Annotated in this window: 18 protein-coding genes; 10 read left to right on the forward strand and 8 right to left on the reverse strand. The window is 74.3% G+C overall.

Features of this window, described 5'->3' with window-relative positions:
- Positions 1–121: 121 nt before the first annotated feature.
- Positions 122–1,081 carry a helix-turn-helix transcriptional regulator gene (locus tag QSK30_RS08455; protein WP_285501036.1) on the forward strand — a complete coding sequence of 320 codons (960 nt, stop codon included), beginning with the start codon at positions 122–124 and terminating at the stop codon, positions 1,079–1,081.
- 18 nt (positions 1,082–1,099) lie between these two features.
- Here the strand turns inward: QSK30_RS08455 and QSK30_RS08460 are convergent, their stop codons facing one another.
- From QSK30_RS08460 to QSK30_RS08475, 4 genes are all read right to left on the reverse strand, one after another.
- A complete protein-coding gene (locus QSK30_RS08460) occupies positions 1,100–1,306 on the reverse strand; it encodes a hypothetical protein (protein WP_285501037.1) in 207 nt (68 codons plus the stop codon).
- Between the two features lie 104 nt (positions 1,307–1,410).
- Entirely contained in the window at positions 1,411–2,619 is a 1,209-nt protein-coding gene (locus QSK30_RS08465) for an MFS transporter (protein ID WP_285501038.1), read from the reverse strand.
- Between the two features lie 17 nt (positions 2,620–2,636).
- Positions 2,637–3,950 (reverse strand): preATP grasp domain-containing protein, encoded by a 1,314-nt coding sequence (locus QSK30_RS08470; RefSeq protein WP_285501041.1) that lies wholly within the window; start codon positions 3,948–3,950, stop codon positions 2,637–2,639.
- Positions 3,951–3,994: 44 nt separating this feature from the next.
- Entirely contained in the window at positions 3,995–5,272 is a 1,278-nt protein-coding gene (locus tag QSK30_RS08475) for an amino acid deaminase (protein ID WP_285501043.1), read from the reverse strand.
- 103 nt (positions 5,273–5,375) lie between these two features.
- Between QSK30_RS08475 and QSK30_RS08480 the strand changes: the two genes are divergently transcribed.
- The 3 genes from QSK30_RS08480 (at position 5,376) to QSK30_RS08490 (ending at position 8,584) form a co-directional block, all read left to right on the forward strand.
- The gene (locus QSK30_RS08480) at positions 5,376–6,284 is read left to right on the forward strand and encodes a TauD/TfdA dioxygenase family protein (RefSeq protein ID WP_285501044.1); all 909 of its coding nucleotides are present in this window, start codon (positions 5,376–5,378) and stop codon (positions 6,282–6,284) included.
- 90 nt (positions 6,285–6,374) lie between these two features.
- Entirely contained in the window at positions 6,375–7,469 is a 1,095-nt protein-coding gene (locus QSK30_RS08485) for a fatty acid desaturase family protein (RefSeq protein WP_285501046.1), read from the forward strand.
- Complete coding sequence (locus tag QSK30_RS08490) at positions 7,469–8,584, forward strand: aminotransferase class V-fold PLP-dependent enzyme (protein ID WP_285501048.1); 1,116 nt, start codon at positions 7,469–7,471, stop codon at positions 8,582–8,584. The genes QSK30_RS08485 and QSK30_RS08490 overlap by 1 nt, the downstream gene beginning before the upstream one ends.
- A gap of 90 nt (positions 8,585–8,674) precedes the next feature.
- On the opposite strand, the gene QSK30_RS08495 is transcribed toward QSK30_RS08490, so the two are convergent.
- Positions 8,675–9,907: an MFS transporter gene (locus QSK30_RS08495; RefSeq protein ID WP_285501050.1), complete on the reverse strand. Its 1,233-nt coding sequence runs from the start codon at positions 9,905–9,907 to the stop codon at positions 8,675–8,677.
- Positions 9,908–10,033: 126 nt separating this feature from the next.
- On the opposite strand from QSK30_RS08495, the gene QSK30_RS08500 reads away from it, so the two are divergent.
- The gene (locus QSK30_RS08500; protein ID WP_285501052.1) at positions 10,034–10,885 is read left to right on the forward strand and encodes a GNAT family N-acetyltransferase; all 852 of its coding nucleotides are present in this window, start codon (positions 10,034–10,036) and stop codon (positions 10,883–10,885) included.
- Positions 10,886–11,193: 308 nt separating this feature from the next.
- On the opposite strand, the gene QSK30_RS08505 is transcribed toward QSK30_RS08500, so the two are convergent.
- The 3 genes from QSK30_RS08505 to QSK30_RS08515 are packed head-to-tail and all read right to left on the reverse strand — an operon-like array spanning position 11,194 to position 16,611.
- Complete coding sequence (locus QSK30_RS08505) at positions 11,194–12,384, reverse strand: hypothetical protein (RefSeq protein WP_285501054.1); 1,191 nt, start codon at positions 12,382–12,384, stop codon at positions 11,194–11,196.
- A gap of 25 nt (positions 12,385–12,409) precedes the next feature.
- A complete protein-coding gene (locus tag QSK30_RS08510; protein ID WP_285501055.1) occupies positions 12,410–13,591 on the reverse strand; it encodes a cytochrome P450 in 1,182 nt (393 codons plus the stop codon).
- On the reverse strand, positions 13,588–16,611 hold the full coding sequence (locus tag QSK30_RS08515; RefSeq protein ID WP_285501056.1) for a non-ribosomal peptide synthetase: 3,024 nt from the start codon (positions 16,609–16,611) through the stop codon (positions 13,588–13,590). Before QSK30_RS08515 ends, QSK30_RS08510 begins: the two co-directional genes overlap by 4 nt.
- 119 nt (positions 16,612–16,730) lie before the next feature.
- Between QSK30_RS08515 and QSK30_RS08520 the strand changes: the two genes are divergently transcribed.
- The 5 genes from QSK30_RS08520 to QSK30_RS08540 all read left to right on the forward strand — a co-directional run bounded on the left by QSK30_RS08520 (position 16,731) and on the right by QSK30_RS08540 (position 24,742).
- A complete protein-coding gene (locus QSK30_RS08520; RefSeq protein WP_285501059.1) occupies positions 16,731–19,649 on the forward strand; it encodes a type I polyketide synthase in 2,919 nt (972 codons plus the stop codon).
- A 92-nt stretch (positions 19,650–19,741) separates the two neighbouring features.
- Positions 19,742–21,769 (forward strand): non-ribosomal peptide synthetase, encoded by a 2,028-nt coding sequence (locus QSK30_RS08525; protein WP_285501061.1) that lies wholly within the window; start codon positions 19,742–19,744, stop codon positions 21,767–21,769.
- Positions 21,766–22,512 carry a thioesterase II family protein gene (locus QSK30_RS08530; protein ID WP_285501063.1) on the forward strand — a complete coding sequence of 249 codons (747 nt, stop codon included), beginning with the start codon at positions 21,766–21,768 and terminating at the stop codon, positions 22,510–22,512. The genes QSK30_RS08525 and QSK30_RS08530 overlap by 4 nt, the downstream gene beginning before the upstream one ends.
- Positions 22,513–22,541: 29 nt before the next feature.
- Entirely contained in the window at positions 22,542–23,525 is a 984-nt protein-coding gene (locus QSK30_RS08535; RefSeq protein ID WP_285501064.1) for an alpha/beta hydrolase, read from the forward strand.
- Positions 23,522–24,742, forward strand: coding sequence for an ATP-grasp domain-containing protein (locus tag QSK30_RS08540; protein ID WP_285501067.1), 1,221 nt, complete (start codon positions 23,522–23,524; stop codon positions 24,740–24,742). The genes QSK30_RS08535 and QSK30_RS08540 overlap by 4 nt, the downstream gene beginning before the upstream one ends.
- The last annotated feature ends 59 nt before the right edge of the window (positions 24,743–24,801 follow it).

Here is a 24,801-nt window from a genome sequence, read left to right on the forward strand (position 1 = left end):
GCACCCCCGACGGGCCGGGGCCACTCGGTCGCGACCAGTGGTCCCGCCGGTGGGGCATGTCGCCAGCTTGCCGCCCAAACCGGTCACCTCATGACCGGTTTTGTGTGCCAGTGTTGTCGGCGTGCGAACCGACAGGCTGGTGGCCATCCTCCTCTTGCTGCAACGGCGCGAGCACGCGACAGCGGCGGAGGTCGCCCGCGAGTTGGAGGTCTCCGAGCGCACTGCCCGCCGCGACCTCGACGCCCTGGCCATGGCCGGGGTGCCGGTGTACGCCACGCAGGGCCGAGGCGGCGGCTGGCGCCTCGTGGGCGGCGCCCGCACCGACCTGTCCGGGTTGACCGCGGGCGAGGCCCGCGCCCTGTTCCTGGTCGCGGGGCCGGCCTCGGCCGCGACGCCCGCCGTGCGAGCGGCGCTGCGCAAGCTCGTCCACGCCCTGCCGGAGCCCTTCCGGGCGCAGGCCGAGGCAGCGGCGTCGTCGTTGGTCGTGGACCCGCGACACTGGGGGACCAGCCGGGTCGAGCGCCGACCACCTCGCTTCCTCGACGAACTCCAGGACGCGGTGATCCGCGGCGTCCAGGTGCGGCTCGGCTACCTCGACCGCGACGGCGCCGAGACCGAGAGAACCGTCCACCCGCTGGGCATCGTGGCCAAGGGTCCGTCGTGGTACCTCGTCGCCAACACCGAGGCAGGCAGGCGGACCTTCCGGATCGACCGCGTGTCGTCCACCGACCCGACCGCCGACCCCGTGCACCGACCCGAGGACTTCGACCTCGCCGAGAGCTGGCGCGAGATCGCCGCCGAGGTCGACCGCAAGCGGATGCCCCTCGAGATCCAGGCGGTGTGCGTGCCCCACGGGATAGGCGTGCTCCGGATGGCGTTCGACGATCGGCTCGACGTCGGGGGTGCCACGACCGATGGTCGCATCGAGGTCGTGATCCGCGGCCACAGCGAGTACCTGCTCGCCGGTGAGCTCGCCGGGCTGGTCGAGTGGGTTGAGGTGACCGGACCCCCGGGTGTGCGAGACCACCTGGCCGCGATCGGCACCGCTATCGTCGAGCGGTACGCGCGGACCGAGCCCTAGGGCCTGTATCGAAGTCGGTCAGAGCCACCCGTTGATCGCGGCGATGTGCACAGTGGCCTCGTAGGGCACGGCGAGCTTGTCGTAGCGGGTGGCCACCCCACGATGGCGTTTGAGCCGGTTGACGCCGCACACCACGGTATGGCGCTGCTTGCAGTCCTCGGGGTCGAAGGCCGGTGGACGACCGCCCTTGGGCCCCTTGGCCTTGCGATGCGCGACCTCGCTCATTCTCGACCACCGACACACCGGACAACGCCCAAGCAGATCACGCCATCACGGCTGACTTCGACACAGGCCCTAGTACCGAGCCCGAGGTTCTCCACCCGGACTGCCTACCCGGCATCCCGCCCGTCTCGGGGGGCCGGGACCCGGTGGCTCCGCTTGCGTTCCGCCGCCGCGGCGGCGATGCCGATGGTCAGCGTGATCGCGCCGCTGCCCACGATCGCCACCGCGGGTGACGCGGCGGTCATGACCAGGGCGGAGGTGGCCGCGACGATGCTGTAGCCGATGCCGGTGGTGGCGTACATGATCGCGTAGCCCGCGGTGTGCGCCGAGGGCGGCAGTGCCTCGCGCAGGGACAGGTTCCGGGTGACCAGCACGGCGGACTGGAACACGCCGCCCACGGCGAGGGCCACCCCGATGCCGATCACCCCGGGGACGGCCGCCACCAGGGTGAGCGCGGTGGTGGTGACCAGCAGGCTCAGGAACGCCTGGACCCGGCGGCTGCCCGGCCAGTCGCGCCTGCCGTACAGGTAGCCGCCGAGGACGCCGCTCACCCAGAAGGCCGCGAGCAGCGGCGCCACCGCCCGCACCGAGATGCCCCTCGACTCGACCAGGGCGGGCAGCACCAGTTCGATGACCGCCACCATCGCCATGGACGCGGCGGCGGTCAGGTAGCTGGGCCACGCGGACGCGAGGATCCGCGCGGTGGAACCGCCGCCGCGTGCGGGGGCCGGGTCGAAGCGGCCCTCGGGCAGGAAGAACACGATCAGCAGGACCGCGACCGCGTTCAAGCCCGCGGCCAGCGCCATCGGCACGCCGGGGCCCGCGCCCAGCGCCACGAAGGCGACGAGCACCGGCGCGGCCGCCCACACCAGGCCGTTGAGCGAGACCTCGGCGCTGAGCACCTTCGAGACGTCGTGCTCCGGCACCAGCCGGGTGAGCGTCGCGCGCATGCCGCCCGGCGAGGCGGACGGCCCGAACCCGGAGAGGAACGTCAGCGCGAACAGCACCGGCAGCGGCAGCGAGTGGCCGAAGGCGAGGACCGCGTAGGCGAGCGCGCCGGTCCCCAGGCCCACAGCGAGGTGCAGCCGCGCGCGGTCCGGGTCGAACCAGACCCCCAGCAGCGGCGCACCGACCACTTCGGACAGCACCCACACCGCGGCGAGCGTCGCACCGAGCGCGTACCCGCCCGGCAGTTCCCTGGCCAGGAAGACGAACGCCAGTGGTGCCATCGCGATCGGCAGCTTGTTCGCCAGCGCCGCCGCCGTCCAGACCAGCACCGGCCTGGTGGCGATGCTGCGGTAGCCGACCGTGGTCATCAGTGCGGGATCCTTCGCTAGTCCGGGAACGCTTCCACCAGGGCGCGTTCGATGGCCTCGGCCGCCGCGTGGTCCGCGCCGACGACGCACGCCTCACCGCCCGTGCCGTCCGGCCGGGTGCCGCACACCGGGACGAGCACGCCGGTCCGCGTGCCCGGGTCGTAGGCGAGCCCCCGGTCGCGCAGCTCGCGGAGCGCGTCGGGAAACGCCGGGAAAGCGCACTCGCGGCGCTCGATGAGGCAGCGGTCGGCGAACCAGTCGCCGCCGACCACCCGCTCACCGATCCGGAACAGGTGGGTGGAACCGCCGTGGCGGGCGTTGAACTCGTTGAACAGCACCCGGCCGTCCGCGGTCAGCATCGCGTCGATGTTCGACAGCCCGCGGTACCCCATGGCGCGCATGGCCTCCGCGAGCGCCCGCAGGTCGGCCAGGAAACCGGGGAACGCCGCCGCCCCGGCCACCGCCGGGGGCACCGGGATGACCACCCCGTCCAGCACCGGCTTCAACCTGACCTGGCCGTGCCCCAGGATCTCCACGCCGTCGTCGGTGATCGCCGTCTCGCCCCACAGCGACACCGAGTCCGGCAGGTACTCCTCGATCACGACCCGGCGCCGCAGTCCGTCGGTGTACCAGGACCAGCGCTCGCCCACCCGCGCCTCCAGCGCCGTGCGGTCGGCGCACACCGTCGAGTGCAGCGCGCCCAGCGCCTCGACGTCCGCGGTCGGGGTGATGATCTCGTTGCCGAGACCCGCGACGTGCACGTCCTGCTTGACGATCGCCGAGCGGCCGCGGGAGAGCAGGTGCCACAGGAAGGCGGTCGCGTCCTCCGGCGAGTCGGTGACCACACCGGCGGGCAGCGGCAGACCGATACCCGAGGCCACCGCGCGGAACACGACCTTGCTGTTGAGCAGCTCGTTGCCGCCCTGCTCGGCGAAGGCGAAGCCGTCCGCGGTCAGGTCCAGGCGCCGGATCAGCTGGTTGACGTAGTCGTCGAGGTAGAACGCCTCGACCCGGTCGACGCCGCGCGCGGCGACCGCGTGGCGCACGACCTCGAGGAACGACTCGTCGGCCAGGCGGTCGCGGGTGAGCACGTCCGGCAGCTTGCCCGCGGGCGGCACCAGGACCTCGATGTCCTCGGGGCGGAACCCCAGGTGCTCGGTGGCGTAGGCGAGGAAACCGGGTGCTGGCTCGAACGGGAGCACCACCACCTCGCCGGGCTGGGCGCTCCAGACCATCCGTTGCCCCTGGCTGCCCACGTGCCTGCGGCCGCCGTCGGACATGTTCGCCAGTTCCGGCTCGTTCGACCAGTTGCCGATGAGCAGCCTCGGCATGAATGGCTCCTTTCGCGTGGGGCGTCCCATTGGAGTCTCTCGAATCAGAAGAAGGTGCGCACGAAATCGACAACGGTTTCACCGCGTAGGACCGGGATCAGCTGCCACTTGTCGAACGCGGTGCACGGGTAGGCGAGACCGAGGCCGACCCAGTCACCGACCCGCGGGTCGGCGTCCGGGCCGAGTCGGATGAAGGCGTGCTGGTCGTTGATCTCCTTCAGCACGCAGTCCCGCAATGCCAGCACCTCCCCGCCGTCGCGACGGATGAGCTGCGGTTCGGGCATCCAGGCGTCGAACGACAGGTCGCGCTTACCCGCGGTGAGCAGCGCCAGTCCGGGTTCCGGTCGGGACGTCACCCTGGCCCACGCCCGCAGGGCGGGGCGGAACCCGCCGGGCTCGGTGCGGGAGAACGGCGACATCCACCGGTAGAAGCCGTCGTCGTGCGCGACGTAGCAGCCGCTGCGCAGGATCGGCAGCACCGCCAGGCCGTCGGCCCACGGTCGGGTCAACCCGGCCGCCACCTGGTCGAAGAAGCAACTGCCGCCCGCGCTCACGATGACGGACTCGGCTTCGAACATCCCGTCCTCGTGCAGCCGGGTGGTGAGCAGGCGCAGCCGCTCGACGAACTCGTCGACCACGGCCAGGCTGTGCGGCGACGGGTCGTTCACCAGCACCCCCTCGTACCCCGCCACGCCGACCAGGCGCAACAGCGGGCTCGCCGCGATCTCCTTGGCGGTCGCGAGCGCGTCGTCCAGCGTCCGCGCGCCCGCCCGGCCACCGGTCCGCCCGATCTCTACCAGCACGTCCACCGGGCGCGTGGGCGGGCGGGCCGCCAGCGCCCCGGTCATCCGCCGGACCACCTCGGGGGAGTCGGCGAAGCAGCTGAACTCGAACCGCTCGTCCCGGTCCAGCTCGTCGGCCACCCAGTGCAGCGCGGGGGCGTCGACGAGCTCGTTGGCGAAGAGCACCCGGGAGACGCCGAAGCGGCGGTAGACGCGCAGCTGCGCGGCGTTCGCCGCGGTGAGCCCCCACGCCCCCGCCGCGAGCTGCCGGGCCCACAGCTGCGGCGCCATCGTCGTCTTGGCGTGCGGGGCGAGCAGAACGTCCCGCTCGGCGCACCACGCCGCCATGGTCTGGATGTTGTGCTCCAGCGCCCCCTCGTCGAGTGTGAGCACCGGGCCGAGGAAACCGTCGTCGAAGAGGTTGAGCCCCCTGGCGGCCACCTCGTCGACCGTGCCGCCCTCCGCGCCGACCGGCAGGCCCTTGAAGCGCCAGTCGACCACCTCGTGCCCGAGCGCGTCCACCGCGTCCCGATCAATCACCCGCAGCCTCCCCTCGATCGTCTTCCCGACAAAGGTTGCCAGACTTGGCACATGATGGCAATGTTGTTGGCAAATCCCTGTCAACCGAGAAAGGTGTGGATCTATGACGGACACCATCGCCACCGCCGTCGACATCGGGATCACCCCGTTGACCGGATACACCGGGGCCGAGGTCACGGGCGTGGACGCGACCGCCCCGCAGAGCGCGGAGACCATCGCCGCGCTGCGCGCCGCGCTGCTCAAGTACAAGGTGATCTTCCTGCGGGACCAGCGCCTGGACTACGCCAGCCAGGTCGCCTTCGCCCAGCGGTTCGGCGAGCTGACCCTGGGCCACCCGCTCTACGGCGGCCCCGAGGGCAAGCCGCTGCTGCGCGAGATGGACTCCAAGGGCGAGGGCACCCGGGCCAACCACTGGCACACCGACCTGACCTACCTGGAGCGCCCGCCCGCCTTCGCGTTCCTGCACAACGTGGTCTGCCCGCCGGTCGGCGGCGACACGATCTGGGCCAACACCGCCGTCGGGTACGCGAACCTGCCCGCGGAGCTGCGCGACCTCGCCGACCGCCTGCGGATCGTGCACTCCAACGACGCCGACTTCACCGACGACACCTACGACGGCGACTCGCGCACCAACTACCTGATGCACCAGTTCGAGGCCGAGCACCCGGCGGTGCGCGTGCACGAGGAGACCGGTGAGCGCTCGCTGCTGCTGGGCGGCTTCGCCCGGCGCGTGCACGGGTTCAGCCCGCAGGCGGGCCGCGACCTCATCCGCGTCCTGCACGAGTACGCGACCAAGCCGGAGTTCACCGCGCGCTGGAAGTGGCGCGCCGACGACCTGGTCATCTGGGACAACCAGGCGACCCTGCACTACGCGGTCTACGACTACCACGGCCAGCACCGCCGCGGTGAGCGTGTCACCGTCGGCGGGCCGGTGCCCGTCGGCGTCGACGGTCGTCCCGGTGTCGTGCTGCGCGGCGACACCTCGGCGTTCGCCGCCGGTCTCACCCGCTGACGACTCGCCCGCTGACGACTCCGCCGCCCGCACCGGGTGGTCCAGCCGACGGCCGGCGCGGGCGGTGTCACGATCCCTTGGGGGAAGCCCGTGAGCCTCTTGTCGCAAGACCAGCACGACCTCGACTTCAGCAAGCTCGCACCGCACATCCGCAAGCAGGTGCGGGCGCTGTGCGAACCGGACGACTACCACGGTGCGCTCGGCCTGCTCTTCGACTACGCGGTGGTCGCGGTGTCGATCTACCTCTGCGTCGGCGTGTCCTACTGGTTCTACCCGGTCTCGCTGCTGCTGATCGGGTCGACCCAGCGCGCCATGGTCAACATCCTGCACGAGTCGTCGCACAAGGTGCTGGCGCGCAACGGGAAGCTCAACGTCGCGCTCGGCACGGTGTTCTCCGGGCACCTCGTCTTCCACATGTACAACCCGTACCGCAGCTCGCACATCGGCTTCCACCACCGGTACCTGGGCGACCCGGACAAGGACCCCGACTACGGTTTCCACCGGGAGTGCGGCATCTACGACCCGGACTCCTCCAACCGGTCGTTCTTCCTGCGCAACATCCTGTTCGCGGTGCTGGGCCTGCGCACCCTCGAGTACGTCCGGTACGTGGTGCAGGACCGGCTGCTGTTCCGCCAGGACCAGGTCGCCGTGTCGATGCCGATCAGCCTGCGCGCCGAGCGGTGGGTGCTGGGCGGGCTCTGGGCGGTGATCATCGGGGTGTGCGCCGCCTTCGGCTTCCTGCCGGAGCTGCTGCTCTTCTGGTTCGTGCCGATGTTCACCACCGCGGTCACCATCGGGTGGCTCTCCGAGCTCGCCGAGCACTACCCGCTACCGGAGAGCGAGGGCAAGCAGATCCTGATGACGCGCAACCGGCACGGGTGGGCGGTCGAGCGGTTCCTGCTCGGGCGGCACAACGACAACTACCACCTGGTGCACCACCTCAACACCGGCGTGCCGTTCTGGAACATGAAGAAGGCGCACCGGGTGCTGCTCGGGGACCCGGCCTACGCCCGCTGGGACAGCCTGTGGGCGGGGATCCTCACCCGCTCGCCCGGGCGGCGCGACCGGGAGACCCTCATCAGCTACGCGGGCAAGTACCGGGACTGGCGGCGCGCGGGCGGCGACCCGCGGGCGCTGGACCGCAGCTTCGCCGAGTCCGCGGCGGCAGGCCGGGAGGCCGCCTGATGATCCACCTCAACACCGCGGGCGCCGGTATCCCGGCGCCCGCGGTGCCCGTCGTCATGGCCCGCCACCTCGCCGAGGAGGCCGAGCTCGGCCCGTACGAAGCCGAGGCCGCGCACGCGCACGACCTGGAACACCGGGTCTACGAGGTGCTCGCGCGGCTGGTCGGCGCGCCGGTGGACGAGATCGCGCTGTTCGCCAGCGCCACCGACGCGTGGTGCCGGGTGGTGTGCAACCTGCCCCTGCCAAGGGGAAGCCGGATCTGGGTCACCCCGTACGAGTACGCGGGCAACCTCATCGCCTTGCAACGGGTGGCGCTGCGCCACGGCTGCGTGATCGAGGTGGTGCCGACCGACTCGGCGGGCGAGCTCGACCTGGAATGGATGCGCGCCAACCTCGACGACCGGGTGAGCCTGGTGTCGTTGGTGCACATGCCTTCCGGCGCGGGCGCGGTGCTACCGGTCGCCGAGGTCGGCGCCCTGCTCGCGGACTCGGCCGCGGTCTACGTCGTCGACGCCTGCCAGACCGTCGGGCAGCTCCCGGTGGACGTCCGGGAGATCGGCTGCCACCTGCTCACCGCGGCGGGGCGGAAGTTCCTGCGCGGACCGCGGGGGAGCGGGTTCGCGTTCATCTCGCGCGCGCTGTGGGATCGGGTCGAGCTGCCGTTCCACGACTTGCACGTGGCCGAGGTCGAGTCGCTGACCGCCCACCGCCTCACCACTGACCGGGCGATCAGGTTCGAGACGGCTGAGCGCAACGGCGCGGTGGTGCTGGGACTGCTGGCCGCGGCCGAACACGCCGCGACCCGACCGGACGGCGCGGCACCGGAGGTGTTCGAGGCGCTGTCGCGGGTGGTGGCGGAAATCCCGGGGACCCGGCTGCTGGCCCCGAGCGGAACGCGGGCGGGCATCGTCTCGTTCGTGCACGAACACGTTTCCGCGCAACACATCCGGCACGAACTCGCGGCCGACGGCGTGACGGGGTGGGTGGCGATCGGATCGCACACACCGCTCCACCTCGCCGAGTTCCCGCGGTTCGTGCGGCTGTCCGTGCACCACTACAACGACATCGACCAGATCGAGGCGACCGGGCGATCGCTGCGCCGCACCCTCCGGTGACGGTCTTGGCCGCGATGCTAACCATCCACATTGGACACATCGACGCCGTGCTCCGGTGCACCGCTCGGCCACGCGGTCCGGGTGACTGAGCTAGCGAAGTGCCGGGCGCGCCCGCGAGGTCCAGGCCAGGGCCACGGTGACAGCGAAGACCAAGACTGCCAGCACCAGCCAGTAGGTGTGGTGCAGTCCGTCGTGGTACATCGTGAGGAACACGCTTCCCCCCGCGAGCGAGCCCAGTGCCTCGCCGACGGTCCAGCACACCTGCCGCAGGTTGAACGCCTCGAACTTGGACTGCACGGCCAAACCCGCGAAGGCGGTGCTCTGCATCGGCGTGAAGACCATCTCGGCGAGCGCGAAGAGCGCCACCGCCACCGCCGTGCCCCACAGCACCGGCACGTCCAAGCCCAGCGTGACCAGCGCCAGGGTGAAGATGACCGTGCCGTGGACCAGCACGGTGAACGGGGTCGCGCCGCCGCGCATCAGCCTGGTCACCAGGACCGTGACCGGACCCTGGAACACCGCGATGGCCAGGGCCGGGCCCGCGATCAGCGCGCCGCGCAAGAACTTGGACTCCGCGAAGTCCCGCGCGACCAGCAGCGCGATCGCCGAGTAGAAGTGCCCGTAGACGAACGCGCCGGTCGCGCCGATGAGCACCAGGCGGCGGGTGGGCGGGTCGACGACCGCCCAGCGCAGGACCTCGCGGCTGATCGGCCACCGCGAGACCGCGGGCGCCGGGCGCAGATCGGCTGGGACACCGAAGAACAGCGCGACCCCCGCCAGCACGTAGCAGGCGGCCACGGTGGCGAGCAGCAGCCGGGCGTCGACCAGGATGAGGAAGCCGCCGATGAACGGGCCGACCGCGGCCGCGACGTTCACCGCGATCTGCAGCATCGAGTACATCCGGTTGCGGCCGATGTCGCTGCGCAGCTCCTCGGCGACGAGCACCCGCGACATCAGGAAGTGCACGCTCACGCCCAGCCCGGCGACCACCAGCAGCCCGCACCGGGCGATCGGCGAGCTCACGTGCGGCAGCAGGCCGAACGCGACGCCGCTCAACACCATGCTGCCCGCCATGCCGCGCAGGTAGGTGAGCCTTGTCAGCCAGCGGTTGAGCAGCATCGCCGACAGGCCCGCGGACGCCGAGTAGCTGAACAGCCCGATGCCGACGAACGCGGCGCTCGACCCGCTCGCCAGCAGGACACCCAGCACGGGCAGCACCGAGTAGAGCCCGAGGCATCCCAAGCCCTGGTCGACCGCGAGCGACCAGCGGAGCCTGCCACCGAGGACCTCGGTCGTGGGTGTGCCGACCGCGTTGGTGGTCACCACGCACCAGCCTCCTGCCTTGTTCCCGACACCTCTCGGTCAGGTTGCCATACTGTGGCAATACCAGGCAACTGTCCTGACACTTTGGTAAAGTGCCTGGTCATGGAGTCTGTGCAGGTAAGGCCCATGCGCGAGGAAGACCTCCCCGGCGCGGAGTCCGCGTCCGCGGTGACGTTCCTCGACGGCGACCGGCGCACCCGACGGGTGAGCGACCCGGAGCCGGAGCCGCGCTCGGCGGAAGCCTCGAAGCTGTGGATCGAGCGCATGCGGTTCCTGCTCACCACCGACCCCGGGGGCTGCTGGATCGCCGCGGCCGGGGACGAGGTCGTGGGGTTCGCGATCTCGCAGAACCGGGAGCGGTTCTGGTACCTGGCGACCTACGGGGTCCTGCCCGACCGCCAGGGGACGGGCATCGGCAAGCGGCTGATCGACGCCACCCTGGCGCACGCGGGCGACCGCCCGGGGATGTTCTCCTCGACCGTGCACCCGGGCGCCACCCGGCGCTACCGGGTGGCCGGGTTCACCCTCTACCCGCAGATGCGCATGGTCGGCACGGTCGACCGCGCCACGCTGCCGTCGGGCACCGGACTCGTCGAGGGCGCCTCGGGAGACCTGGACTGGATGGACGCGCTGGACCGAGATCTGCGCGGGGCGGGCCATGGGCCAGACCACGGCTACCTGCTGGAGAACGCGCGACTGGTCGTGTCCCGGCAGTCGGACCGGCCGGGGTACGTCTACATCGACGGCGGCCGGGCGGTGCTGCTCGCCGCAGCGCACGTCGAGACCGCGCAGGCCCTGCTGTGGGAGGCGTTGGCCAGTTCGCGGGGGAACACGCTGGTCAACTGCATCACCACCGCCAACCACTGGGCCGTGGACGTCGGTCTGGCCGCCCGGCTCGACATCGGCCAGGAGGGCTACCTCGCCGTGCGCGGGATGGCGGACCCGGCTCCCTACCTGGCCAGCGGGCACTTCCTCTGACCGGCACACGCGTTGCCTGCCTCGGCAAGCCAGGGCAACCTCTGGTCCGCTCCGGCGAGGCGCCCGCGCGTGGCCGAACGCGGCCTAAGCCCGGTCGGGGCCGCGCTCGGTTCCACCGCTGCCCCGTTGCGTGAATCCGCTGCGGTACAAGGGTTCCCGTTCTTCGTCAAGCCCGTCGCGACCACGTGGTCGAGTGCGGGGTCACCACTGGCTTCGACCACCCGTGGCACGACAACCTGTGGCACCGACAAGGCAAACGGGTGCCCGTGCCAGCTGGTACCGACCCTCCGGCCAGCGCGCGCGGGCGGTCAGCGCAGCACGGACTCGTCGCTGAACCACCGGGCGAGTTCGCGGATGCGGTCCGCCGTCTGCTCCGGGCCCGACCCGGACACCACGGCGAAGCCGGCGCAGGCGCTGGAGGCCGTGGCGCGGTCGGCGAGCACGGCACCCGGCTCGGCGAGGACGACCGCGTGCTCGACCCCGGGGCGCGCGAGCAGCGCGGCCACGTCCGGGCAGGACACCAGCTCCCCGGGAGGTGTGTCCAGGAACAGGTCGCCGTACCAGCGGTCCGACACCACCGGAGCGGCCGCGCCGGGCAGGCCCAGCACGGCCCGTGCCCACTCGTCGTGCAGGTCGACGCCGTGTTGGCGGCGGATCATCTCGTCCCACGACCCGCCGCCGATCCGGCCGCCGCACTCGCCGAACACCAGCCGGTCGCCGTCCTCGAACAGTTCGAGGTGGAACACCCCGTCGCGGTGGTCGAGGGCGGTCATCGCCCGGTCCGCGAACTTGAGGCAGGCGTGCTGCAGCTCCGGGTAGGCCCGCGGGTGCTGCACGACGGTGCCGACGAGGCCGCCATCCCTGATGGCGAGCACGTTCTGCAGGTAGCGGCCCACGGACAGGAAGCGGACCTCACCGCCGCGCACCACGCCGTCCAGGTGCAGCTCCGACCCGTCCACCCACGCCTCCGCCAGCCACGGTCCCGGCAGCGCGCCCAACTCGTCCGCCAGCGCGCGGCGCTGCTGAGGGCTCTGCCAGTGCCGCACCCCACGGGTGGAGGAATCGGCCAGCGGCTTGATCACCCCGCGCGGGTAGCCCACGTCCCCCACCTCGCTCGCCCGGGTCAGCACCCGGCAGTCCGCCACCGGCAGGCCCGCCTCGCGGACGCGCCGCTTCTGCAGGTCCTTGTCCCGCAGCAGAAGCGCCTGCTCCGGCGTCTGCGGGCACCGGCTCCCGCCGAGCACCGCCGCGGTGACCATCGTGAACTCGAACTGGCTGCACACCACGTCGAAGGCCGTGGGCGGGGTACCCGCCCGGTGCAGACCCGCGAGGGTCGACTCGGCGTCGGCGGCGTCCTCCACGACGACGGTGTGCGCGTCGTCGAGCAGCCCGGCCCGCGCCAGGTCATCGGCCGCGGCGAGCGCGCAGGTGACCTCGGCCCCGTGCGCGCGCAGCGCCGCCACCGCCTCCGGCCGCCAGCCGACCAGCAGCACCTTCATCCTGTTCCCCTGATCTGTTCGGTGGTCACACCGGTCGCACCGGCAAGGTCTCCGGTCCCGCCACGGCCAGCGAGCGCACCCGCTCGCCGCGCCCGGCCCGCTCCAGCCGCCACGGCGCGTCGAGCAGCTCGGTCAGCAGCGCCCGCCCCTGCGCCCTGGCCAGGATCGACCCCAGGCAGAAGTGCGGGCCACCGCCGAGGGCGACGTGCCGGTTCGGGCCGCGGCCGACGTCGAAGCGGTGCGGGTCGGCGAACACCGCCGGGTCCCGGTTGGCCGAGGGCAGCCAGACGACGACGCGCTCACCGGCCCCGATGGGCGTACCCGCCACCTCGACCGGCCGGGTCGTGGTGCGCATGCTGTGCACCGCGCTGGACGTCCAGCGCAGCACCTCCTCCACCGCGCCCGCGAGCAGCGAGCGGTCGGCGCGCAGCCGGTCCCACTCCTGCGGGTGGTCGAGGAACGCCTCGATCCCGCCCGCCAGGGCCAGCCTGCCGTTCTCCGTGGCACCGATGAGGTTCTCGCAGTTGAGCAGGATCTCCTCCTCGGCGAGCAGGTCCCCGTCCACCTCGGCGCCGACGAGCGCGCTCACCACGTCGTCGCGCGGCTCGGCGACCCGCAGGTCGATGAGGTCGGCGAAGTAGCGCATCAGCTCTTGGTGCCCGGCCAGCGAGATCCCGGCGGCGAACGCCTCGTCGGTCCAGCGGACCAGGGCGGCGTGGTCGGCCGCGGGCACGCCGACGATGTGCCCGATCGTGGCCATCGACAGCGGCCCCACCAGGTCGTGCACCACGTCGAAGGTGCCCCGGTCGACGGCCTCGGCCAGCACCCGGCGGGCGGCGGCGCGCAAGAAGTCCTCGAGGTCGCGCACCGAGCGGGTGCTGAACCAGTCGGCGACCGCCGCGCGCAGGTCGTGGTGGCGCGGGTCGTCGGTCAGCGCCAGGGTCAGCCCCGCCCCGGGGTCCGCGCCCAGGGCGGTCGGGCGCAGCAGCACGCCGTGCGCCGAGCTGAACACCGCCGGGTCCCGGTAGGCGTCGCGCACGTCGGCGTACCGGGTCAGCGACCAGAACGACGGCAGCGCGCCGTCCTCGTGCCGGTGCACCGGCGCCTGGTCGCGCATCCAGGACCAGACCGCGTGCGGGTCGCCCTCGGCGTGCAGGTCGGGGTCGAGCAGCCGGTCGGGGTCGACCACGAGTCCGGGTGCGCTCATCGGGCTGCCTCCTCGGTGCGGTGCGTGGTCGCGTGCTCGGTCAGCTGGGGGGTCAGGTGGGTCGTCGGTTGGTTGGTCAGCCGGGCCTTCATGGCCTCGGCCAGGGCGGCGGCGGTCCGGTCGGGGACCGCGTCGCGGCGGTGGTACACGGTCAGCCGAGTCCCGCCGCCGGGCAGCGGCCACAGCTCGGCGTGCAGTTCCAGCGGCAGGTCCAGGTACGGCTGTCGGACGAACCGGGTGGCCACCCCGCGCAGCGGCAGGTCGGCGGGCGGGTTGTCCTGCACGGCGAACAAGGTCTGGAACAGCGGGGGCCTGCCGCCGCCCGTGGTCGCCGCGACGGCCAGCGCCTCAGTGAACGGGACGTCCTGGGTTGCCAACGCCGCGGCCAGGGCCTGGTCGGCCGCCTCGGCGTCGCCCGCCAGGGCGGGGCCGCGCAGCCGCACGCACACGGTGGTGATGTGGCAGCCGACCGCGGCGGCGAGCCCGGCGGTGCCGCGTTGCGCGACCGGGACGCCCACGGCGACGTCGTCGACCCCGGTGACCTCGGCCAACGCGGCGCCGTAGGCGGCCAGCAGCGGTGCGACCCGGTCGGTCCCGACCCCGGGCAGGTCCACCTCGACCAAGCCGGGCGCACGGCCTGCGTGCGCCGCGGGGCGCTCGGGCCAGCGCAGGTCCGGCACGCCGGCCAACTCGGCGCGCAGCCGACCGGCGGCGGCCGGGTCTGCGGCGGCCAACGCGTCTGCCCGGTCCGCGTGCGCGCGGGCGAGGGTCGGCGGCGGGTCGCCGAGGGGTTCGCCGTTGTAGGCCGCGGCCAAGTCGTGGGCCAGCACCGATTCCGACGCGCCGTCGAAGGCCACGTGGTGCACCGCGATCCCCAGTACGGCGCCGGAACCGGGCCGGACCTCGGCAAGCACGACCCGCCACACGTCGGCCGCGGTCGGGTCCAGCTTCTCCGCCAGCACCCCGCGCACCGCGGCCAGCGCGGCGTCGGGCGAGGCGCACTCGGCCAGCAGCTCCAGCGGGGGCGGCTCCACCTCCGACGGGCGGGCGCACGGACCGGGATCGGGCAGGTAGGCCGCGCTGAGCGCCTCGTGCCGCTGGTGCACGGCGGCGATGGCGGCGTCCAGCGCGTCCAGGTCGACCTCGCCGTCGAGCACCCAGGTGAGCAAGCAGTGGCCGGTGCGGTCGGCCGGCTCCACCAGGTGGTGGGTCAGGTGCGCCAGCTGGGTCGGCGTGAGCGGGACGTCACCGACCGGCGGCGGGGTCGGCACTGTAGCGGTGGCGGTGGCCAGCCAGTCCGCGAGTTCGGTCGCCGTGCTGTGCCGGTGGAACCGCGACAGCGGGATCGGCACACCGGTCGCCGCGCCCAGCCGGGCGCAGACGCGGCCCGCGTCGAGGGAGCCGCCACCGAGGTCGCCGAACCGCGCGGTCGGGGAGACCCGGCCCCGGCCCAGCACCTCGCCGATCTTGTCGACGACCAAGCGCAACGTCGCGTCCTCGGGTGCCTCGGCCGGTTCGTCGTCCGCATCGGGTCGTAGCAGCGCGAGCAGCGCGCGCTCGTCCAGCTTTCCCTGTGGTGTCAACGGAAAGGCGGCGACGGTCACCACCTCGGCCGGGCGGTGGTGGGGCAGCAGCGCGTCGCGCAGCACCTCCTCTGCGCGGGCTGGGGGGCTACTGCCGGCGTCGTCGACGCAGAACGCGACCAAGTCGCGCACAGCACCGCGGTCGTCGTGCCGGGCTACGACTCGGCACCCGCGCACACCGAGCAAGGCCTGGACGCGCTGCTCCACCTCCGCGGGTTCCACCCGGTGGCCGCGCACCTTGACCTGGCGGTCCGCCCGGCCCCGGTAGGTCAGCACGCCGTCGGCGCGCCGCGCGCCGAGGTCTCCGGTGCGGTAGACGCGGGTCGGGACGCCGTCGAGGGTGACCTCGGTGAAGCCGCCCTGGTCGCGGCCGCCGAGGTAGCCCAGGGCCAGTCCGGTCCCGGAGAGGCAGATCTCGCCGACCTCGCCGGGGCCGCACGGCCGGTCGCGGTCGAGCACGTGCACGTTCGTGCCCGGTACCGGTGTGCCGAGGGGGATGCCGTCGGGGTCGTCGCAGTCGGCGAGCGCGATGGGGTGGGTGGTGGCGAAGACGGTGTTCTCCACCGGCCCGTAACCGTTGAGCAGCGGGATAGTGGGGTGGGCGCGCAGGAACCGGCGCACGTGGTCGGGGGAGAGGCGCTCGCCACCGGTGATCACCTGGCGCAGACCGGCGAACGCGCCAGGGTCCTCGTCCACGGCCAGGTTGAACACGCTGCTGGTGAGCCACACCGTCGTCACCCCGTGCCGGGCGACGCAGTCGCGCAAACCGCTGGGGGACAAGTACTTCTCGGCCACGACGACGGCAGTGCCGCCGGTGAGCAGCGGCGCCCACAGCTCCAGGGCGAACGCGTCCCACGGGGTCGGGGCGGCCAGCGGCACGACCGCATCCGGCCCGAACTGGCCGAAGGAGCCCGGTTCGACGAGTCGGGCGATCGCGCGGTGCGGGGTCTCGACCCCCTTGGGCCTGCCGGTGGTGCCGGAGGTGAAGAACACGCAGCAGGCGTCGGACCCGCCGCGCGGCACCGGGGTGAAGTCCGCGGCGACCGGCTCGGTGGGTGTTCGCCAGACGGGCACCCCGAGGTCGAGGTGGACCTCGGGCGCGGTCACGACCAGGCGCGCGTCGAGGTCCGCGGTCATCTCCGCGACGCGCTCGGCGGGCCAGGTCGGGTCCAGCAGCGCGTACGCCGCCCCGGTCTTGAGCACGGCGAGCAGCGCGACCACGGCGTCCGCGCGGCGCGGCAGCAGGATGGCGACCCGCTCGCCCGGCCGGACCCCGGCGGCCTGGAGCCGGGCCGCCCAGCCGTCGGCGACGCGGTCGAGCTTGGCGTAGTCGAGCACGCGGTCGCCGTCGACGACCGCGGCTCGGTGTGGGGTCGAGCGTGCGTGCGCGGCCACGACCTGGTGCAGGCCGAGGGCCGGTGGGGGTGCGTGCGTCACGGTGCCTCCCAGGGTGTCGACCGCGCCGTGCCAGCCATTGGCAAAAGCTTGCCATCATGTAGGCAACAATGGCAACCTCGGTGCGGTACGCGTGGCGCTCGCACCGGCTAGGGGGATCGATGGAACGCGATCAGGGACTCGACGTCGCCGTCACCGGGCTGTCCGCGCGCCTACCCGGCGTGCACGGCCTGGACCAGTGGTGGGCGGCGATCACCGAGGGCCGCAGGCTGTTCACCCGGCTCGACCGGGACCGGCTGCGGGCGAGCGGCCTGTCCGACGACCTGGCCGAGGACCCCGGCTGGGTGCCGGTGCACGGCGTGCTCGAGGACGCCGACCGGTTCGACAGCGCCCTGTTCGGCATCTGCGACCGCGACGCCGAACTGATGGACCCGCAGCACCGGCTCATGCTGGAGGTCGCCTGGTCGGCACTGGAGGACGCCTGCGTCCGCCCGCACGCCGACCGCGGCGCGGGCACCGCCGTCTACGCCTCCGACAGCGGCAGCGGCTACCTGCGCGCCATGCTGACCGGCGGCCCGCTCGACCCGCAGACGCTCGACCAGGCCCTGCACGGCACCGAGCCCGACTTCATCGCCAGCCTGGTCTCCTACAAGCTCGGCCTCACCGGCCCGGCCATCGGGGTGCGCACCGCCTGCTCGTCCTCCCTGGTCGCCCTGCACCTGGCGGTGCAGGCGCTGCAGAACCACGAGTGCGACCGAGCCGTCGTCGTGGCGGCGGGCATCGATCACCCGCAGGCGGGCCACCTGCACGTGCCCGGCGCGATCCAGTCCGAGTCCGGCGACTGCCTGCCCTTCGACGAGCGCGCCGACGGCGTGGTCGCCGGGTCGGGCGCCGTCGCGGTGGTGCTCAGCCGCCTCGGCGACGCCTTGGCGGACGGACCGGTCCCGTACGGGACCGTGCTCGGCACCGCGATCAACAACGACGGCGCGGCAAAGGTCGGCTACTACGCGCCCTCGGTGTCCGGCCAGGAGGCGGTCATCCGGGCCGCGCTGGCCGCCGCCGACGTCGACGCCGCCGACCTGGGCTACCTGGAGGCGCACGCCACCGGCACCCGGGTCGGCGACCCCATCGAGTGGGCGGCGGCCTCGGCCGCCCTGGCGGGCGCCGGGCCGGGCAGCATCGCCGTCGGCGCGCTGAAGTCCGCGGTCGGCCACCTCGACTCGGCCTCCGGTCTGGCGGGCCTGGTCAAGGCCCTGCTGGTGCTGCGCGCGGGCGTGGTGCCGCCGGTAGCCGGGTTCGGCCGGCTCAACCCGCTGCTGGAGGTCGACGGGTCGCCGTTGCGGGTGCCCACCGCCGCGGAGCCGTGGACCGGGCCGCTCCCGCGCCGCGCCGGGGTCAGCTCGTTCGGCGTGGGCGGGACCAACGCACATGCCGTGGTCGAGCAGGCCCCCGCTGAGGGTCCGCGGGCGCCGCGGCCGGACCGGCTCCGGCTGCTTGCCCTGTCCGCAAACGACCGCGACGCCGTGGAGCGCATGGCGCGGCGGCTGGCCGACCGGCTCGAAGGCGAGGACGCGCCGCCGCTCGCCGACGCGGCGCACACCCTGGCCACCGCCCGCGCCGAGCTGCCGCACCGGCTCGCCGTGGTGGTCGACAGCACCGCCGACGCCGTGGCCAGGCTGCGCGCGGGCGACGGCGTCGTGGTCGGCGAGCGCCCGGGTACCGGGCCGTCGCCGCTGGTGTTCCTGTTCCCCGGCCAGGGCTCGCAGCGACCGGGGATGGCCCGCCCGCTCACCGCGGCGCTGCCCGGCTTCGCCGAGGCCCTCGACGACTGCCTCGCCCACGTCCCCGAACCGCTGGTCAGCCGGCTGCGCGCGGCCCTGCACGACCCGGGCTTCCCCGCCGACGAGCTGGCGGCCACCGACCTCGCGCAGCCCGCGCTGTTCGTCGTCGAGCACGCCGCCGCCACCGCGCTCACCGGCGCTGGCCTGGTCCCCGCCGCGTACGCGGGCCACAGCGTCGGCGAGATCACCGCCGCCTGCCTGGCGGGCGTGCTCGACCTGCCCACCGCCATCCGCTTGGTCATCGCCCGGGGCGCGGCGATGAGCACCTGCCCGGACGGTGCCATGGTGGCCATCGCCTGCGACGAGCACACCGCGCTGGACCTCGCGGCAGCGGCGGGTGCGGACGTCGAACTGGCCGCGGTCAACGGCGCCGACAGTTGCGTGCTCGCGGGTCGACCGGACCAGGTGGACGCGGTCGCGGAGGCCGCGGCGGACCACTTCCGGGTGACCCGGCTCCGGACGTCCCGCGCGTTCCACTCCACCCTGATCGAACCGGCGCTGCCCGCGCTCACCGCCGCGCTGGCGGAAGCCACCACCCGGCCGCCGACGACCCCGTACGCGGCGAACGCCACCGGCGGGCTCGTCGAGCCGGGCACGCCGGTGCCCGTGCGGGCGTTCGTCGACGCCGCCCGGCGACCGGTGCGCTTCGCCGACAACCTGGCCGCGCTCGGCCGCCGGTTCCCGGGCGCGGTCGCCGTCGAGGTCGGCCCGGGGCGCGCGCTGTCCGCGGCCGCCGAGGCCGCCGACCTGCGGGCCGTCCCGCTGTGCGCGGGCGGGCACGCCGAACGGGACGTGCGGACCGCGTTCGGGGCGCTGTGGACCCTCGGCCAGCCGGTCGACCTCCCGGCCCACGCCGGCGACGGCGACCTCGCCCGGCTGCCGACCTACCCGTTCCACGGACCGCGCAGGCTCGCCCCCGAGCTGGCCAGGACCGTCCCCACCGCCCCCAGCACGGCCACCGTGCCCGCCGCCGACCCGGAGCCGGAGCGGCCCGAGGACGTGCCAGAGGTGCTGGCCAGGCTGTGGGCGCGGGTGCTCGGCCGCCCCGACGTGCGGCCCGACTCCGACTTCTTCGCCCTCGGCGGCGACTCGCTGCTGATCACCCAGCTGGCCCGCGCCCTGCACCAGGAGGTGGGCGTCCGGGTGCCGCTGCGCCAGATGCTCGTCGGGCGCACCCTGCGCCGCCAGACCGAGATCGTCACCGACCTGCTCGGCGCCGAGCGGGTGGGCACCGCGTGAGGGCCGAGCACCCGGGCCCGACCCCAGGACCGACCGCAGAGCCGACCGAGCCCGACACCCGATCGACCCCGACACCGATCGAAGGAGCGCCGATGTTCACACCGGAGGGCACCCCAGCACACGGCACCCCAGCACACGGCAGCACAGCACACGGCAGCACAGCAGATGCCAACGCCGCGGACGGCAGCGCAGCGGGCGGGACCACGGCCCGGGCCGACGCGGTCGCCGACGTCCTGCACCTGGGCCGCGGCGAACCGCTGCCGGACCACCCGCGCACGCCGGTGCACGAACTGGTCGCCGCGTTCGCCCACAGCACCCCGGACGCGGTCGCGGTGCGGTCGGACGGGGTCGCGCTGACCTACGCCCAGCTCGACGCGTGGGCCGACCGGGTCGCGGCCGCCCTGCTCGTGTCTGGACCGTGCCGCGGCGAACGGGTCGCCGTGCTCGTGCCGCCGTCCGTGGCAATGGTGGCCGCGGTGCTCGGTGTGCTGCGCGCGGGCGCGGCCTACGTGCCGCTCGAGGCAGCGCAGCCGGACGCCAAGCTGGCCGCCGTCCTGCGCGCCGCCGGGGTCACCCGAGCCGTGGTCACCGAGACCACCGCCGATCGACTGTCCAATGTGGACCTGGTGCGCGCCGACACGGCCGCGCATCGGCCGCGGGTCGAGCGCCCGGCCGTCAACGGCGCCGACACCGCCTACGTGATCCACACTTCTGGCAGCTCCGGCGAGCCCAAGGGGGTGCCCGTCGACCACGCCCGGCTCGCGGACTCGACCGCGGCCCGGCGAGCGGTCTACCCCGGCGCCCCGGTGTTCCTGCTGGTGTCCCCGCTGGCGTTCGACTCCTCAGTCGCGGGCCTGTGGGGCACGCTCACCGCGGGCGGCACGCTGGTCGTCGCCACCGCCGACCAGGTGCGCGACCCGCGCGCGCTGGGTGGGCTCATCGCCGAGCACGGCGTGACCCACCTGCTGTGCATCCCCTCGCTGCACGCGGTCCTGCTGTCCGCGGGCGCCGACCTGTCCTCGCTGCGGACCGTCATCCTGGCGGGGGAGCCGCTGCCGGAACGCTTGCTGGCCCGCCACTTCGCCGAGCACCCGGGGGTGGCGGTGGTCAACGAGTACGGCCCGACCGAGGCGACCGTCTGGGCCAGCTACCGCCGCTACACCGCCCCCGGTCCGGTCACCATCGGCGGACCGGTGCCCGGCGCGCGGCTCTACGTGCTCGGCGAGCACGGCGACCCCGTCCCGCGCGGCGTCCCCGGCGAGCTGCACATCGGCGGCCGCGGGGTGACCGACGGCTACCTCGGCGCGCCCGAGGCGACCGCCGCCGCCTTCGGCCCCGACCCGTTCGCCGACGAGCCCGGCGCCCGCGTCTACCGCACCGGCGACCGGGTCCGCTGGACCACCGGGGGCGAGCTCGAGTTCCTGGGCAGGCTCGACCACCAGGTCAAGGTGCGGGGCCACCGGATCGAGCTGGGCGAGGTGGAGACCGCGCTGCGCGCCGCCCCCGGCGTCGACGACGCCGCCGTGGTCACCGACGGCGCGGGCACGACCCTGGTCGCCTTCGCCGCCGCCGGGCCCGGGGCGACCGAGGACGGCATCCGCGCCCACCTGGCGGAATCGCTCGCGCCCGCCGCCCGGCCGGGCCGCATCCACCTGCTCGACCGGCTGCCGGTCACCTACCGGGGCAAGGTCGACCGCGATCGGCTGCGCGCCGAGGCCGACACGGTGGTCGAACCGACCGGGCCCGCGCAGGGCACCGCCCCCGCCGGACCGGACGGCCCGGTGGCCGCCGTGTCGGCCGCCTGGGCGCAGGTCCTGCACCGGGACCAGGTGCCGCCGGACACCAACTTCTTCGACCTCGGCGGGCACTCGCTCACCCTGTTCCACCTGCAGAACGCGCTGGAGGAGCACACCGGGACGCGGCCGTCGGTCGTCGCGCTCTACCGGCACACCACCGTGACCGAGCAGGCCCGCCTGCTCGCCGCGGACCCCACGCCGACCGCGGACCGCACCGAGAGCAGGCAGCTCGCTGCGCGCCGGGCCCGGGCCGTGCGCGCCCAGCGCTCGCGGCAGCAGCGCGCCGCGCGCACCGGGGCGACCAGGGAGGAGAACGCGTCGTGACCGCCGACCCGCAGACCTGGCTGCACCGCCCGCAGCCGCGACCCGAGGCCGCCACCCGGCTGGCCTGCTTCGCGCACGCGGGCGGCTCGGCGGCCTTCTTCCAGGACTGGCCGGACGCGCTGCCGGAGGTCGAGGTCGTCGCCGTGCGCTACCCCGGCCGGGCCGAGCGGATCGCCGAGGAGCCGCCGACCGACCTGGTGCTGCTGGGCCGCGACAGCGCCGACGCCCTCGCCGCGCTCGACGACCGGCCCCTAGTGCTGCTCGGCCACAGCATGGGCGCGGTGGTGGCGCTGGAGGCCGCGCGCCGGTTGGCCGAGCTGGGCCGCGGGCCCGCGCGGCTGATCGCCTCCGGCTCCCGGACCGGCCCGCTGCCCGACCTGTCCGCCGAGCCGGAGCCGGACGCGGCGGCGCTGGCCGCCCGGCTCGTCGCCCTCGGCGGCACCGACCCGGAGCTGGCCGCCGACCCGTACTTCCTCGAGCTGGTGCTGCCCTACGTCGAGGCCGACGGCGCCATGTTCCGGGCCCACCCGAACCCGCCGCTGCCCCGGCTGCGCTGCCCGGTCACCACCATCGTCGGCGACGCGGACGACGACGCCGACCGGCGCCCGTGGCCCGAGCTGACCACCGGCGAGCTGACCGAGCACGTCGTCGTGGGCGACCACTTCTACCTCGTCGAGCACCCGCCGCTGGACCTGGTCCGGGCGGCCCTCGACGCCGCCCGGCCCGACCGCCGGTCCGCCTGAACCCGATCCGCCGACCACCTGGGACACCCATGACGACGCAGACCAGAACCGCGCACCCGCCGCTGGACCCCGAGCTGGCGGGACCGCTGCGGGAGATCCTCGCCGGGATGCCGGTGCCGCTCACCCCGGAGCTGGTCGCCGACCGGCGCGCCCGCACCGCGGCGGGCAGCCTCGACGACGAGTCGATCCGCTGCGGCGGCGCCTTCGACGTCCGCACCGAGTCGGTGCCGGGCCGCGCGGGGGTCTCGGTGCTCATCTGCACCCCCACCGACCGGCCCGGCCCGCACCCGGTGGTGTTCAACACCCACGGCGGCGGCATGGTCGCGGGCGACAACCGCGGCGCCGAGCTGGTCGACGAGCTGGGCCGCGCGCGGGAGCTGTGCCTGGCGGTGGTGGCCGTGGCGTACCGGCTGGCCCCGGAGCACCCGGACCCGATCCCGCTGCTGGACTGCTACACCGCACTGAGGTGGACCGTCGACAACGCCGAGGCCCTCGGCGTGGACCCCGACCGGGTCGTCGTCAGCGGCAACAGCGCGGGCGGGGCCCTGGCCGCCGGGCTGGCGCTGCTGGCCCGCGCCCGTGGCGGGCCGCGGCTGCTGGGGCAGATGCTGCAGTGCCCGATGCTCGACGACACCTGCGGCACCGCGTCGATGGCGCAGCTGGAGCACGCCGGGCTGTGGGACGGGGCGTCGAACCGCGCGGGCTGGACCGCCCTGCTCGGCGACCGGCGGGGTACCGCGGAGGTCGCCGAGGCCTCCGCGCCGTGGCGGGCCACCGACCTGTCCGGGCTGCCGCCCGCGTTCATCGACGTCGGCTCGGTGGAGGCGCTGCGCGACGAGGCGGTCGGCTACGCGAGCCGGATCTGGGCCGCGGGTGGTGCGGCCGAGCTGCACGTGTGGTCCGGCGCGTTCCACAGCTTCGACGAGTGGGTCCCGGACGCGGTGGTGTCCGAGACCGCCCGCCGCGCCCGGGCCGACTGGCTGCGCAGGCTGCTGGCGGGGTCGGCCGCGTGAGGCCCGCCGTGCTGCTCGTCGGCGGTGCGAGCCCGATCGCGTCCAGCCGCGACATCGTCGGCGACGCGCTGCGCCAGGCCCGCGACCGGGGCGTGCGCACGCACGTCCTGGGCCGCCCCGACCAGCTCGCCGCGACCGCGGAGATCACCGCGCTGGCCGACGCCGTCTCCGCGGCCGACCCGGAGGACCCCGCCGACTGCGCGCGCTGGGCCCGCGCCGAGGCGGCCAGGGGCACGCGCTTCGACCTGGTCCTGGGCCTGCGCGACCCGGTCCTGGCCGCCACGGCGGCGTGCGCGGAGGTGTTCGGGGTACCGGGGAACCCGCCCGAGGCCATCGCGCGCACCCGGGACAAGGACGTGTGCCGGGCGGCGTTGGCCGCCGCGGGCTTCCCGCAGCCCGCCGTGCGGCTCTGCCGGGATGAGGCCGCCGCGGCCGAGTTCCTCGCCGCGTCCCGCGGGCCGTGGGTGGTCAAGCCGAGGGCGGGGATGGGCAGCGTCGGTGTGCGCGGCGTCGCAGGCCCCGATGACCTGCCCGCGGCCGTCGCCGGACTGCCCGACCGGGAGCCGTTCCTGGTCGAGGAGTTCGTCAGCGGTCCGGAGTTCAGCGCCGAGGGGGTCTTCCTCGGGGGCGCCCCGCGGGTGCTGGCCGTGACGGCGAAGGACAAGCTCCCGCCGCCCTGGTTCGTCGAGAGCGGGCACGTCCTGCCCGCCGAACTGCCCGAACATCGCCGCGCGGAGGCCGAAAAAGCCGTGTGCGGCGCGCTCACCGCCCTGGGGCTGCGTTCCGGGGTCTTCCACGTGGAGTTCTGGCTTCGCGCGGGCGAAGTGGTGCTCGGCGAGGTCCACGCCCGACCCGGCGGCGACTGGCTGCACCGGCTGCTCACCGCCGCGGTGCCCGGCCTGGAGCTGTTCGGCCTGCTCTACGACGACCTGCTGGGCGTCGGGCCGCCCGCCGACCTGCGGCCCACCCGGGCGGGCGCGGTCCGGTTCCTGGTGGCCGAGCCGGGCGAGCTGCTCGACGTGGCCGGCTGGGACCGGGTCCGCCTGCACCCGGCGGTGCTGCACGCGGACCTCTCGGTCCACCCGGGGGACGTGGTCGCCCCGGTGCGCGACTCCGGCGGCCGCGCGGGCGTGGTCGTGGTGGGCGCGGCGGACCCGGCCGCGGCGGCCGCGCTCGCCGACGACCTCGCGGACGGGGTGCGGTTCACCGTCAGATGACGGGTTTGCCAGCTGTGCCCGCGGTTGTCACAGCCGCCATACTCGATCTGCCGCCAGTC

Source organism: Actinokineospora sp. NBRC 105648 (genome assembly GCF_030269645.1).
Classification (GTDB): domain Bacteria; phylum Actinomycetota; class Actinomycetes; order Mycobacteriales; family Pseudonocardiaceae; genus Actinokineospora.